At 62.9% G+C, this 13,486-nt stretch carries 10 protein-coding genes and 1 tRNA gene; 2 read left to right on the top strand and 9 right to left on the bottom strand.

From position 1 onward, the window contains the following. Nucleotides 1-16: 16 nt before the first annotated feature. Nucleotides 17-1,363: an NYN domain-containing protein gene (locus J4862_RS04655; RefSeq protein WP_211787971.1), complete on the top strand. Its 1,347-nt coding sequence runs from the start codon at nt 17-19 to the stop codon at nt 1,361-1,363. A 161-nt stretch (nt 1,364-1,524) separates the two neighbouring features. Here J4862_RS04655 and J4862_RS04650 read toward each other — a convergent pair whose 3' ends face one another. The 5 genes from J4862_RS04650 to J4862_RS04630 all read right to left on the bottom strand — a co-directional run bounded on the left by J4862_RS04650 (nt 1,525) and on the right by J4862_RS04630 (nt 7,869). Beyond that, entirely contained in the window at nt 1,525-2,751 is a 1,227-nt protein-coding gene (locus J4862_RS04650) for a pitrilysin family protein (protein WP_211787970.1), read from the bottom strand. A 255-nt stretch (nt 2,752-3,006) separates the two neighbouring features. Then, nucleotides 3,007-4,668 (bottom strand): dipeptidase, encoded by a 1,662-nt coding sequence (locus J4862_RS04645; protein ID WP_211787969.1) that lies wholly within the window; start codon nt 4,666-4,668, stop codon nt 3,007-3,009. An 87-nt stretch (nt 4,669-4,755) separates the two neighbouring features. Beyond that, nucleotides 4,756-5,802 (bottom strand): aminotransferase class I/II-fold pyridoxal phosphate-dependent enzyme, encoded by a 1,047-nt coding sequence (locus J4862_RS04640; protein WP_211787968.1) that lies wholly within the window; start codon nt 5,800-5,802, stop codon nt 4,756-4,758. Further along, nucleotides 5,799-7,292, bottom strand: a complete 1,494-nt coding sequence (locus tag J4862_RS04635; protein WP_211787967.1) for a cobyric acid synthase — start codon at nt 7,290-7,292, stop codon at nt 5,799-5,801. Before J4862_RS04635 ends, J4862_RS04640 begins: the two co-directional genes overlap by 4 nt. Further along, on the bottom strand, nt 7,285-7,869 hold the full coding sequence (locus J4862_RS04630; protein ID WP_211787966.1) for a cob(I)yrinic acid a,c-diamide adenosyltransferase: 585 nt from the start codon (nt 7,867-7,869) through the stop codon (nt 7,285-7,287). Before J4862_RS04630 ends, J4862_RS04635 begins: the two co-directional genes overlap by 8 nt. A gap of 956 nt (nt 7,870-8,825) precedes the next feature. On the opposite strand from J4862_RS04630, the gene J4862_RS04625 reads away from it, so the two are divergent. Next, nucleotides 8,826-8,899: transfer RNA gene (locus J4862_RS04625), tRNA-Ile, on the top strand. A 105-nt stretch (nt 8,900-9,004) separates the two neighbouring features. Here the strand turns inward: J4862_RS04625 and folB are convergent. The 4 genes from folB to J4862_RS04605 form a co-directional block, all read right to left on the bottom strand. Beyond that, the gene (gene folB, locus J4862_RS04620) at nt 9,005-9,373 is read right to left on the bottom strand and encodes a dihydroneopterin aldolase (RefSeq protein ID WP_211787965.1); all 369 of its coding nucleotides are present in this window, start codon (nt 9,371-9,373) and stop codon (nt 9,005-9,007) included. Nucleotides 9,374-9,502: 129 nt separating this feature from the next. Further along, nucleotides 9,503-10,699, bottom strand: a complete 1,197-nt coding sequence (locus tag J4862_RS04615) for a DNA/RNA non-specific endonuclease (protein WP_211787964.1) — start codon at nt 10,697-10,699, stop codon at nt 9,503-9,505. Between the two features lie 21 nt (nt 10,700-10,720). Next, nucleotides 10,721-12,625 carry a DUF5689 domain-containing protein gene (locus J4862_RS04610; RefSeq protein ID WP_211787963.1) on the bottom strand — a complete coding sequence of 635 codons (1,905 nt, stop codon included), beginning with the start codon at nt 12,623-12,625 and terminating at the stop codon, nt 10,721-10,723. A gap of 30 nt (nt 12,626-12,655) precedes the next feature. After that, nucleotides 12,656-13,474, bottom strand: coding sequence for a DUF5689 domain-containing protein (locus J4862_RS04605; RefSeq protein WP_211787962.1), 819 nt, complete (start codon nt 13,472-13,474; stop codon nt 12,656-12,658). Nucleotides 13,475-13,486 lie beyond the last annotated feature (12 nt).

Genomic DNA, 13,486 nt, shown 5'->3' with positions numbered 1-13,486 from the left:
TAAAAATCGATCAGCCATGCTTAAGGATAAGCAATCACCATTGACCCGTATCGGGATTTTCTATGACGGCAACTACTTCTGGCACGTCAGTACCTTTTATTACCAGCATCACGAGCGCAAGAGCCGCCTGAGCGTGCGAGGTCTTCACCGCTTCATCCGCGAGCAGGTAGCTCATGAGGAGGGGACGACGGAGCAGCGCTGCAAGATCGTGGACGCCCATTACTTCCGCGGTCGACTCAGTGCGAGCGAGGCAGCCAAGGCCTCGGGCGATGTCCTCTACTACGAGCGTCTCTTTGACGACGTCCTCAATAGCGAGGGCATCCTGATGCACCACCTGCCTCTGTCGCGCAATGCTAAGGGGAAGAAGAAGGAGAAGGGTGTGGATGTCCTCTTCGCGCTGGAGACCTACGAGCGCGCCCTGAAGGACGAGCTGGACGTCGTCGTCCTGGTGGCTGCCGACGGGGACTACATCCCGCTGGTGCGCAAGCTGCACACCCTCGGGATACGCGTCATGGTCATCGGCTGGGAACTGGAACACCTCGGTGAGGGCAAGAAGGATGCGACGACCTATACCTCCTCGGACCTCCTCGACGAGGCTACCTATCCCATTCTGATGAACAACATCATCGATCGCCGCGGGCACCACAATGACATCCGTGTCAACGACCTCTTCGTCTCTAAGGGAGCCCCCGAGGATCGTCCGCAGCGCGAGTCTCGTAGCAAGTCCAGCTACCATGCTCCGCAGGCACGTCAGGTGACGGAGTCGGAGAGCAAGGAGCTGGAGGCACAGGCCGAGCAGCAGGAGGGTGAGGCTCTGAGCCAGCCCCAGCTGGAGGCCGAGGCTACGGAGCAGACCGAGCTCCTCATGACGGTAGAGCAGCAGCCCGAGGAGGGGCAGCAGCTCGAGCTCGAGGCCCAGCCTACGGAGGCTGAGGCCGTGGAGGAGCCCCTCACCGAAGAGCAGCCCGAGCAGCAGGAGTCTTCCGAGTTCGCCGAGGAGCACTTCGAACCCAAGGAACCTGAGCTCCCGCTGAGCAGCAGTGTGCAGGAGGAGGCCAAGGGACTACTACCTACAGAGCTCAAGGTCCTAGGTAAGATCGAGCTCCCTGAGGAGAAGGCAGGGGCTCAGGAGCCTGCTGCCGAGCCCCTGCCAGGCTATGCCGAGGGGACGATCCAGGCGCTGAAGAAGGGCTTCGGCTTCATCGATGTCGGGGTAGGGGAGAATGCCTTCTTCCACTACAAGAGCCTTGTGCCTGGCCTGCGCTTCGATCAGCTCATCGAGGGCGACCGTGTGGAGGCTGAGCTCCACCGCTCCGAGGAAGGCAAGCTCGTGGCGAGCAACGTGGCGCTCATCCTTGACTAGAGGCACCCGCCACACCCGCCCCGCAGGCGACAGCGAACCTACTACGAGTAAAGAAGTCCCCAGGGAGAAGCATCCGTGCTTCTCCCTGGGGACTCCCCTTTATTGCTCTGCTCCTCGCGAGGCGAGTGCGAGGCGGGGTTTCTCAGCCTAGTATCGCTGGGCTAGCGGTAGATGAGGCGGTGGAATTGGCTCGTGTCGAAGAGCTCCGCAGCGACCTCGTACAGCCCCTCTGTCGTGATCTGCCCGAGGCGCTCCTGCAGTTCGGCATCCTCGACGTAGCGGTGCAGGTGGAGGAAGCTCTTACCCATAGCGAGGAAGCTCTGCTCCTTGCTCTCGGCGCTGATGAGCAGCTGTCCGCGCAGCTGGCGCAGGGCGGCGGCCAGCTCCTGCTCGCTCAGAGGCTGCTGGCGCATACGCTCCAGCTCCGCCAGCACTAGCTCTATAGCCTCGGCCTCGGCACGGTGTGAGGAGCCGAAGTACACGGCGAAGAGTCCCGTATCGCTGTAGGGCGTATAGTTGCACTCGACATGGTAGACGAGGCCACGGCGCTCGCGTAGCTCCATGTTGAGGCGTGCGTTCATGCCGTTGCCCCCGAGGATGTTCGCCAGTAAGCTCAGCTCGAGGCGGCGCGGGTGGTAGAGGGAGTAGGCGCTGCGGCCGATGAGGACGTGGCTCTGGGAGGTCTGCTTGCGGCGGATGACCGTCCGTGGGCTGAGCTCGGGGAGCGGCTGGGCTTGCTCGGGACTATTGCGGTAGGGGAGTGCCTCGCCTGGGTAAGCCGCCTCGGCAAAGGCCGTGAGCTCCTCCATCGTGAAGGCCCCTTGAGCGAAGAGCACCATACGCTCGGGGCGGTAGTAGCGGGCAAAGAAGCTACGCTGCAGCTCGGTCGTGAGCCGCCCGACCGAGCGCTCCGTCCCGAGGATAGCGTGCCCGAGAGGATGGCCGTGGAAGACCTGGTCCTCGAACTCGTCGAAGATCAGTTCGCTCGGGCTATCCTCGTAGGAGTGCAGCTCGTCGATGATGACCTCGCGCTCCTTAGCCCACTCCTCCTCGGGGAAGCGGCTGTGACGGGCGATGTCGAGCAGCACCCGGAGGCTCCGCTGGCGGTAGGCCGAGGGGAAGAGGGCGTAGAGCATCGTCTCCTCCTTAGTCGTGTAGGCATTGAGCTCTGCACCCACCGCCTCCATGCGCTGGATAATCTGTGTGGCCGAGCGTAGGCGCGTGCCCTTGAAGAGCATGTGCTCGATGCCGTGCGCCAGGCCGTGCTGCAGGCGGGACTCGTGGCGGCTGCCGACGGCGATGCCTATCCCGAGGTAGCTGACGGGGCTATCCTCAGCGGCGAGGATGATACGTAGCCCAGAGGCTAGGGTCTTAGTCTGATACTTCATCTGTGCGTCTTGTGGGGAGCTTGAGGCCCCCAATGCAGACAGCCCCCCGTAGGCTCCCTAGAGAGCGCTCGAGACCGTAGGGCCCGAGGCGCGGGGGAGTCGCGGGAGGCTGTCTGTGTGGCTCAGCGAGCTGCTGAGTGGGTTTGTCGTGGCACTCGGCTAGCGGTGCCGTGTGCGGCTAGTGGCTGCTCGGAGTGCCTTGCTAAGCCTGCTGTGGCCTGCCTAGCTAGCTGCTCGGAGCGCGGCGAGGACGGGCTACTTCTTGTCCTTCGGCACCTCGAGGCGGCCTGCCTCGTTGCTGGTGGCGATGCGCTCGTAGTAGTCCTTGTCGTAGCCTGGGAAGGAGGGCATGACGATCTGACCGTAGCCGTTCTCCTCGAACTTACCGTCCTTCTCCTTCTTCACGTTGCCGTCCATGTACTTGACCATGAGGTACTCACCGAGCTTCTTCCAGCGCTCCGTCGTGCCGTTGGCTGTCTTGGCGCAGACCTCGGTGAGGTAGCTGATGGCCTGCTGAGGATTAGCCTTCAGCAGCTCCAGCGCCTTGGCGTCGGTCGTCTTGACCAGCTCGTCGAAGCCCTTCTCCAGCTGCTGCTGCACGGGGCGGATATCGGCGATCATGGGCTCGTACTTGTGGTAGGCCATGTTCGCGACCCAGTTGTGTATCCAGAAGGCACTCGTCCAGCTGAACTCCGTCATGCTGCCGTTGCCACGGCGATAGCACTCGGGGATGCTGGTGATGGAGGCGTACATAGGCGTCAGGACGGCGGTGTTGGCATCGTCGACACCGAACCACAGGATACCGCCGACAGCGTCGGGCAGCCAGCTACGCAGCTGGGCGATCAGGACGAAGCCCGTCTGCTGCGTGGCGATGGCACGCTCGTTGACGTACTCTTGCCCGTTGACGTTGAAGGTCATAGGACGCCAGCGGTAGGGTACGCGGTAGGCGCCAGCCCCGGGGTCCTGCGTCATGGAGAGCGGCGTACCCTCGTAGTGATTGCGCATCCCCTTGCGTACGTCGGCCAGCGTCACCTTACGCTCAGGGATGATGTACAGAGGCATGGGCTCCTCGTTGACGTCGCCCTTGACGAGCTTGGTGTACTTGTCCATGCTCTTGTCGAACTCGCGGAAGAAGCTCCACACACGAGCCTCGCAGGCGCGCAGCCCACTGAAGTCGTAGGGATTATAGGCCTTCTGGAAGTCGAAGTCCTTATCCTTGCCCTTGAACCAGCCGTATTCGCGAGCGAGGTTGACGACGTCCTTCTCGTACATGCAGTTTTCCTTGTCGCCGAAGGGGATCTTGTGGATGCGGGCCTGATTGGCGTGTGCGCTGATGGCGTCATCGGGGATGCGGATAGCTACCCAGGTGGCGCCCTTCTTCTTCGGGCCCTTACCGATCATCTCCAGCACCCAGACCTCGTTCTTGTCCGCGATAGTGAAGGATTCGCCCGAGCTGTAGTAGCCGTAGTCTCGTACCAGACCGGTCATGACGCGGATGGCCTCACGGGCAGACTGGCTACGCTGCAGGGCGATGTAGATTAGGCTGCCGTAGTCCATGATGCCCTTGGGGTCGGAGAGCTCCTTGCGCCCGCCCCAGGTACTCTCGGTGATGGCCACCTGGTGCTCGTTCATATTGCCTACGACATTGTAGGTGATGGGTGCCTGGGGGATGAAGCCGAGGGGTTTGCCCGTGTCCCACTCGTGTACCTCGAGCATGAGCCCCTTGCCCCAGCTCTTGGCGGGGTAGTGGACGAGGTCGCCATAGAGGGTGTGCGAGTCAGCGGAGTAGCTGACCATGATGGAGCCGTCGGCGGAGGCCTTCTTGCCGACAATCAGGTCGGAGCAGGCTGCGGCGCGCTCGGGCGTGAGTGCTGCCAGCGTCAGCGCACAGGCCCCGAGGATAGCATATTTTCTCATCGGTCTAAAGTATTAGGTGTGTGAGCGTGTTGTCTAATGCACTTATAAAGATAGGGAAAAAGCTAAGAACGTCCTCCCCGAAGCGCCTCAGCGAGCTAAGGCATAGCGGGCGCTCAGCTCGCTGAGGGCAGCGATGAGGAGCTCGCTCTGCTCAGGGCGCTGCGTGGCGATACGCAGCGTGGGGCGCTGGTAGCCGAAGTTGGTGCAGTCCCGCACCAGCAGTCCGTAGTCTAGGGCGAGGCGCTCCTTGAGCTCTGTGGCTGAGAGGAGGCGCCCCTCGTCCCACAGCTCCAGCTCGAGGAGGAAGAAGTGGGTGGCCGTCTCCCCGACACGCAGGCCTGGGAGGGCGGAGAGGGCGGAGCGTAGCCGCGCGGTCTCGCTCCACAGCATGTCGCGGTCGAGGAGCTCGGGGAAGCCTCCGCCGACGATCCACTGCCCCGCCTGGAGCGCCATAGCCCCGACGCCCCAGGGCTGGCGGTAGCGCGCCAGCGCGGCGATCTCCTCCGTTTGTCCCATCAGGTAGCCGAGGCGTAGGCCTGGCATGGCGAAGCGCTTGGTCAGTGAGGCGATGAAGAGCACATTGGGGTAGCAGGCGAGTATGGCCCGCGGATCGGGGAGCTCGGTCTCGGTGAAGTAGCTGTAGGAGCTGTCGAGGACGAAGAGTAGCGCGGGGTGGGTGGCGAAGAGCTGCTCGAGCCGCTCGAGGGGGTAGACCTCGCCCGTGGGATTATTCGGGTTGCAGAGCCAGTAGATGCCGCGTGCATCCTGAGGAGGCTCCAGCCTCTGGAGGCGCTCCAGCTCCAGCCCGTAGAGCTGGGAGGCATCGGCATACTCGCTGAAGGTCGGGCTGGGGGGGAGGTAGGCACGTGCCCTACGATGCGCCTGAGCTACGAGGTAGATGGCCTCGGTCGCTCCGCTGGTGACCAGCAGCTCGCTCTCGGCGAGGCCGTGGTAGTTCGCCAGGGCTCGCCCTAGGCTCTGCGCTCTAGGCTCGGGGTAGCTGCCGATGCAGTCGATATGCTCCGCTAGATAGCGTCTCAGAGGCGTCGGGTCGGTGAGGCTGGTGACATTGGAGCTGAAGTTAGCCTTGATCCCCGTGTAGCGGTAGAGGTCGTCGCCGTGTCCGTCTGTCATCGTCCGAGTATTTGGTAGATACGCTCGAGGTCTACGTGCTGACGCAGGTGCGCCGCCAGTCGGTCGTACTGCTCCTGCTTGAAGGCCTCGTAGTCTAGGGGCTGAGCACCCGTGGCGATACGCTCGGCGAAGGGGGCGAGCAGGCGCTCGATGAAGACGGCATTATCTAGGATGCCGTGGAGGTAGGTGCCCATGCAGTGCTGGCTCGTCGCGCAGCCCTCCTCGCGGCCGTCGGCCATACGCACCAGGGGCTGGGCCTCGGTCTCGCCCTCCCGTGTGGTGCGTCCCATGTGGATCTCGTAGCCCGTGCAGGGAGTTTCGTCCCCGAGGAGGGTGAACTGTGCCTGTGTCGTCACCTTCTCCCCCGCCATCTCTGTACGTATCGGCAGCAGCCCCAGCCCGGGGAGGCGTGCGATGTCGCCCTCCACGCCCTCAGGGTCGGAGACCTCCAGCCCAAGGATCTGGTAGCCGCCGCAGATGCCGAGGATGGTCTTGCCTGCTCGGTGGGCCCGGATGATGGCCTGCGCCACGCCGTTGCGCCGCAGCTCGTAGAGGTCAGCCAGGGTGCTCTTGCTCCCCGGGACGATGATGATGTCAGCCTCCTGCAGCTCCTCTACATTATTGGTGTAGAAGAGGTGCACGCGCTCGTCCTGCTCTAGGCGGGCGAAGTCGGTATAGTTCGAGATGTAGCGTAGCAGGACGACGGCGATATTGACCTTGCCCTGCTGAGCCTGTAGGGCACGCTTGGAGAGGGCTACGGAGTCCTCCTCCTCGATATGGACGTCCGTCAGGTAGGGGACGACCCCGAGTACGGGCAGTCCGCAGAGCTCCTCGATCAGGCGGCGTCCCTCCTCGAAGAGGCGGATGTCGCCGCGGAACTTATTGATTATCACCCCCGATAGCAGGGCTCGGTGCTCGGGCTGCTGCAGCATCACCGAGCCGTAGACCGATGCGAAGACGCCCCCGCGGTCGATGTCGGCCACGAGGATCGTCCGTGCCCCAGCGTGCTGCGCCATGGGCATATTCACCAGATCCGAGTCACGGAGGTTGAGCTCGGAGATGCTCCCAGCGCCCTCGAGGACTATAGGATTGTAGCGCGCGGCGAGGCGGTCATAGGCGGCGCAGACCTCCTGGCGGAGGTGTCCACGCCCTACGGTGCGAAAGTACTGGTAGGCATCCTTGTTCCCAATGGGACGGCCGTGGAGGACGACCTGGGAGGTCTTGTCTGAACTGGGCTTGAGCAGCAGGGGGTTCATATCCGTATGGCAGGGAATGCCCGCGGCCTCAGCCTGCACGGCCTGCGCGCGTCCCAGCTCCAGTCCCTCGGGGGTGACGTAGGAGTTGAGGGCCATGTTCTGCGCCTTGAAGGGTGCGGGGTGGTAACCATCCTGGAGGAAGATACGGCAGAAGCCCGCTGCCAGTACGCTCTTGCCGACGTCGCTCCCCGTGCCGACGAGCATTAGGGGGGCTAGGGGGCACTGCTTAGTCATGGGTGGGCTTCTTCTTACGCTTGTAGCTGAAGGCCTGCCAGCGCTCCTCGGGCCAGTTCTGCTGCTGCATCTCCCACTTGGCCAGGACGAAGAGCCAGTCACTCATGCGATTGACCCAGGGGATGAGCCCCTCGGGCAGCGGGTCCTCTCGGTCGAGCGTCCACAGGCGGCGCTCTGCGCGGCGCGCTACGGTACGCGCCAGCTGCATCTGAGCTGAGAGGGGGGTACCGCCTGGGAGGATGAAGAAGCCGTTCTCACTGAGCTCGCTCATCAGGCGGGCGGTCTCCTCCTCGAGGGCGCTGAGCCAAGCGAGGTCGAAGTTATTAGGGTTCTCTGCGCGGCGCTCGCTGCGTGTCGCCACGAGGCTCATCGCCTGCATGATCTGCATCTGCACCTGGCCGATGAAGCTGTGGCGGGGGTCCTCGAGGGCGAGGTAGGAGCGTATGAGCCCGAGGTGGGCATTGAGTTCGTCGAGGGTGCCGTTAGCCTCGATACGTATATTATCCTTAGGGACGCGTTCGCCACCGAAGATACCTGTCGTACCTCGGTCGCCAGTTTTGGTTACTATTCGTGCCATGAAGGGCAAGGTCTAAGTTAGGTAAAGCGTTACTGCTACAAAGGTACGGCTTTCCCCCCACGCGCCTTGCCTCAGAGCCCCTGGGCAGCTTGGGGGGAGTGTCCCTCTAGAGGAGGACTGCCTGCGGAGCTAACTATCGGGGCGCTGACTGATATCCCTCAGCCTCCTGACGGGCGTCCCTCAGGCTCGTGAGGGATATCCCCCAGCGCCTTGACGGATATACCTCAGCCTGCCTCCCCCTTAGGGCAGCGCTCAGCGCTAGTACTAGCCTCGAGGAGTTGGAGAGAGTGGGGGGGCAGCAGGGATGACGACTAGAGCTCCGACCGTGTATATATTCAAGCCTCAGTTAGGGACAAACAGTTTGGCAAGCCCCAGCGAGGCGACCCCTTCAAAGCCCAGGGTGAGGGAACGCTGTAAGCGTGACGAAGCCCTGGGTCAGGCATACTCATGCGTAAAGAGCCCTACAGGGGCGACCCTCAGAACGGGCAGGAGTGAGTATGCTGCTGAGCAGCTAAGGTTCAACTAAGCTTTTGAGGGCTGCCCCTGTAGGGCTCTATTCCTATTTATTCCAGCTACCCAGGGTTTGGTTGCCCTTGCAGGGCTACGCACCCTGGGCTTTGCAGGGGTCGCCCCGCTGGGGCTTTTCCTAGCTGCTTGCGTAGGATGCTCATAAGGCTAGTTGACCCTAGGCTGACACCCTCTCGGTCGACCTTCAAGGCATCCTTCCTATATCTAGTTTGGATTGTGCTTCGCTTCGGTAGAGCGTAAGGGGGAAGCTAGGGGAGCATCCTGCCGCTAGGATGAGCAAACGGCGGGTCGAAGGCGGCTCCGAATGCCCTCAAGACAGCTAGGGGAGGGCATAAGGAGCCTATTCTAGGGCATTTTGAGCGTCTTGATAATATCGCTATCTTTGCAGCGAAGTTAATGGTAGGCTCCCTCGGAGCATCCATTTCTCAGGTCCTATAGCTCAGTCGGTTAGAGCACCTGACTCATAATCAGGGAGTCCTTGGTTCAAGCCCAAGTGGGACCACCTTCCATCCAGACACACAGAAAGCAGCAGGGACGAGCGCGCCGACGCTCGTCCCTGCTCTTTTCATATCCCTGCCCTTCGTGGGGCGTGGTGCTGTCGCTCAGCCTATCTGCGAGCCCGTATGGAGAAGCTCGCCGAGTCCAGCTGCCCCGGGAAGGGGGGATTATCCTTGCGTAGCGAGAGCTCGAGGGTACTGATCCGCGGGAAGCGATCGAAGAGCGCCGCGGCGATCCTGCCCACGACATGCTCCAGCAGCAGCGAGGGCTGGGCCATCTCCTCGGCGATGACCTCGTAGAGCTCGGCGTAGCTGATGGTCTCGCTGAGGGCGTCGTGCTGCATCGCCGCCGAGACCTCGGCCTCGACGCGGCACTCTAGGGTGAAGTAGTTGCCCACCTCGCGCTCCTGCGGGGCGACGCCGTGGTAGGCGTAGAAGCGCATACGCTCCAGCCCAATGATCATCTGATCGACTTGCATGCTTGTATGGGGTCTTAGTGTCTTGGGATAAGGATGAGGGGAGAATAAGCGAAGAGCATCGCAGGCTAGGAGCTAGGCTCCCGAGGATCCTGCGATGCTCTTCGTATAGAGGGACTGCCCTAGGCGAGGCTAGAGACCAGGCCAGAGGCTGAGGATGGCGGGCGAACTGGGGCTCTCGTGCTCGACCTCCGTCTCAACGCCGTCGGGCAGACGGTGGAAGAAGTTGAGCCCCGTACGCTTCTCGAGCTCCTCGATCGAGATCGCGAGGCTGCGGAAGGCTGGGCTATTGCTGTACTTCTTGTGCTCGACCCAGAGGCCGATGGCGTGGTAGCTCGATCCCTGCTGGCGGAGCAGTGCTACCCAATAGTACTTGGGGATGAGCAGCACATTATTGGCCTTGTAGGACTCTACTTGGTCGGGGCGTATCGTACCCCCCTTGACGACATAGAGCACATCCCGCAGCTTGCTATTGCGCCCCCAGCCTCGTACCAGCTCCTCGATCTTGCTCCAATAGCTTTGGTTGAAGCCCGCGCCTATCTGCGGGCTCATATTGGAGTAGTAGAAGGTCTGGCGGTTGGCCTCACGGCTGGACACTCGGTCCTCCGAGGCCACCAGGTGGCCGCGGTCGTAGCCACTGCCTCTGAAGAGGCGTGCCGTCGAGAATTCGGCCGGGATACGTGGGTCCCAGGCCCAGGCGTCATCCCCGCTGCGGCTCACAGCCTTGCGGGAGCTCTGCTCGTCGAAGGAGAAGGCGACCCAGCGCGCGTGGCGTAGCTGGGTGTCGTACTCTAGGGAGTAGTTGACCCTCCCCTCGGCGTAGTGGGTGACGAAGTAGTTCTCCGCGCCCTTGCTCAGCGCGGGGAGCTCCAGCAGGGTGGGATCGCCGAGGATGTGGATCCCCGTCGTGCCCCCGGGCTGCGTCGTCTGGGCCTGCTGCACCAGCTGCAGCGTGTCGGCTAGCCCCGCGGCACGTACGATGAGCAGGGCCGTACGCTCAGCCCCCGTATTGCTCTGGGTGGAGACGCTGATCCCGAGGCCCTCAGGATTGGCCTCACCCGTAGTCTGCGAGAGGCTCACCCAGCTGCGGGCGCTCTCGGGCTGGAGCTCGAGGCGCCAGGCGGCGGGGCTCTGCAGATGGGCGAAGAAGCTGGAGGCCTCCGACCCTAGGAGCTTGGTGCGTAGGCGCGTGGAGGCGAGGCTGAGGTGCGGAGCGGAGGCTGCGAGGTCACGAGGCCTATCCTGGCGCTCGGTCGTACAGCCCGCGAGTACGCCCCCCAGCACGAGGCTGAGGGGGAGTAGTCCCAGGAGCTGGCGTAGCGTCTTCATTGCTTAGTAGAGCTTACTGATTTACTTAGTGCAGCGCTGAGCGTCGAATCGGATGTCGCTCAGGCTACGAGGCCAGAGGTTGAACTCCTTGACCTCGCCTGTCTTGGTCGTGCGGAAGGAGCGGCTGAGGATACCGATGATGGTGCCTGCCTTGTCGCTCGTGGTCTCACCCTTGAAGGAGGCCTTACCCGAGATGGCTAGGCTCAGACCGCTGATGCCTGCGGGCAGGCTCGTGGCGCAGTCCTCGATGCGGGTGGCGAAGTAGCTGGGGATGGAGCCCTTATTGTTGGGCTTGTTGGGGTTCAGCGCCTTGCCATGCTGGCTGAACTGCACGCCGCTGAGCTCTACGAGGATGTTGTCGTAGGTGCCTGCATAGACCTCGGCGAGCGTCAGCCTCTTGGGGCGGATCTGCTGTGTGCGGCCTGTGTCCTCGAGGACAGCCTCTGCGCCCGTGTCCTTGGCGAACTCGAGCTGTAGGGAGCCGTTATAGAGGCCGATGCTCGCACCCTTAGCCTTGACCTTATATACCGTCCCAGCCTTGAGGCTCGCGGGGAGGTCCTTCCCTAGGCGTACGATGATCCCCTGGTCGCCACTCTGCAGGGTGAGGTTCAGCGCCGTGCTGTTGCCCTCGCTGAGCTGGGTGATGAGGGTGGCCTCGAAGCTGAGGTCCTCGGTGATCTGGTGCTTGGTGCTGGAGGCGGGGTACTTGGCGATGAAGTCCTTGAGGCTAAGCGCCTGCTGCGTCCCCTGCCCAGGATCGGGCGTAGGAGTGGGCTTAGGCTGGGTGCTCGACTCGCTGCAGCGCTTGCCCGTGAGCCCGGAGAGATCCGCTGCCGTGCGGGGCCAGAGGTTGTAGGTCTTCTTGGGCTGCTCGGCGGGCGTCTGGGTCTTGAGCGTATTGATCTGTAGGATGCCTACGACACGGCCGTTGCTCTCGGGGCTCGCCTGGGTGCGTAGTGCCTCGGGGGCATAGCCCGAGATGGCGACCGATAGCCCGTCGACTGCCTGAGGTAGCTCGGTGACGCAGTCGCTGAGGCGGTGGTAGTAGCTGGCTGGGGCGCGCGTGCCGCTGGGCTTATTAGGGTTCAGCGCCTTGCCTGTGGCGGCGAACTGTACACCATCCACGGCTACGAGGATGTTGTCATATTTGCCCGAGTAGATATCGGAGAGGCTGAGCTGGACGGGCTCGACCGTCTCGAGGCTCTCGCTGGCCGTGACTGCGGAGGCGTCGGTGACGGCGCTGAGGTCGAGCTGCAGCGAGCCGCCGTTGAAGCGCTGCACCTTACCCCCCTTAGCCTTGACGACGAAGACGGTACCAGGCTTCCAAGCCTTGTTGGCTGGCTTGGCCAGGCGCACCGTGATGCCCTGGGGGCCTGCCTGCAGGACGATGTTGCGGTTGTTGGTCAGATTGTTGGCCTCGATGTCCGAGACGAGGGCAGCCTTGAGGCTCACGTCCTCGCTCACGGTGACTTCGCTGCCCGTGTCGTACTTCTTGATGAAGGCGGTGAGGCCCTGGGCATCGGACTTGATGGTCTCGCTGCTCGTACCGCTGCCCGTCTGCGTGATGGTATAGAGCTCGGACTTGCCGCCCAGCTGTAGGGCGACCTGAGCGGAGCGGTTGGCGCCCGCATTGGGCAGCACCTGGATCTTGATCTCTGCGCTGCCCGCGCCGCCTGCGCTGGGGCTGATGTTGATCCAGTCGGCGGTGGTGACGGCCTTCCAGGAGCGATTGCTCGTCAGCTGGAGGCTAGCCGTGCCGCCAGCCTCGGGGATGGCGAAGGTCTTGTTCTGAGCCTTAGGAGCGGTGATGCTGTACTCAGGCTTGGTGTAGGCGTCGTCGTTGTCCTTACAGGAGGTGATCCCAAGGGTAAGGCAAAGGCTGGCTGCGGCGAGGAGCGTCCAGCGACTGTACTTATGCTTAGTCATTAGTTCGAGGTGATGAATGAAGGCTAGGAACTAGAAGCGAGCGTCGGTAAGCTGGACATCCTGCTCGCGGAGGATGATGAGCTGGGGCGTGGTGCGGAAGTAGCTCAGGATGCCCGTCACCGAGCCCGAGCCCTTGGGCAGCTGCTTGCCAGCAAAGCGGGCATAGCTACTGGTGCGTACGACGAGCTGCGCCCCCGTGCGGTCGGTGAGCGTACGATTGACCTGCGCTAGGCTAGCACGCTGCTCGGGGGAGGCGTAGGTCTGCCCTAGCTCGGAGGCGGCGAACTGTACGTCCTTAACCCGGACCAGTGTCCCAGCATAGCTCATGCTGAGCTCGGAGAGGCTTAGCTCACGAGGCTGTAGCTCGCTGCGTCCGACGATGAAGAGATGCTGCTGGACGAACTTCTCGGGGAGGAAGGCCGTCTCGTAGCGCGCGTCCGTACTGCGGTAACCGAGGCCTACCTGCCCGCCATAGGCGCCGAGCTGTAGGTCCTGGCACAGCAGGCGTACACGGGCTCCCTGCGGATAGATGGTGCTGAGGTTGCCGAGGGCGAACTTCAGCTCCATGCCGCCCGTGGAGTCCTGGATGTAGCAGCTGCGGTAGACATTCCCCTCGGTGTCGTCCGAGGCGACGATAGCCTCGACGACGATGGGGCGCTGGAGGGTCAGTCCGCCCTGCGTGTAGAGCTCCTTGAGCTGCGCGATGGTGTGCGTAGGGCGTGGGAGCTCGTCCGCGCTGCGCTCGGTGGCGAAGCTGGGCGGGTCGGGCTCGTTATACTTCGTGCAGCTCACAGCCCCCACGAGGAGCAGTCCCATGAGCGGTAGGCTATATAGATGATGAAGCGTCATGTCGGTAGGTGG

It is taken from the genome of Porphyromonas sp. oral taxon 275, from assembly GCF_018127745.1.
Lineage (GTDB): Bacteria > Bacteroidota > Bacteroidia > Bacteroidales > Porphyromonadaceae > Porphyromonas.
This window is presented reverse-complemented; position numbering and strand designations above follow the sequence as displayed.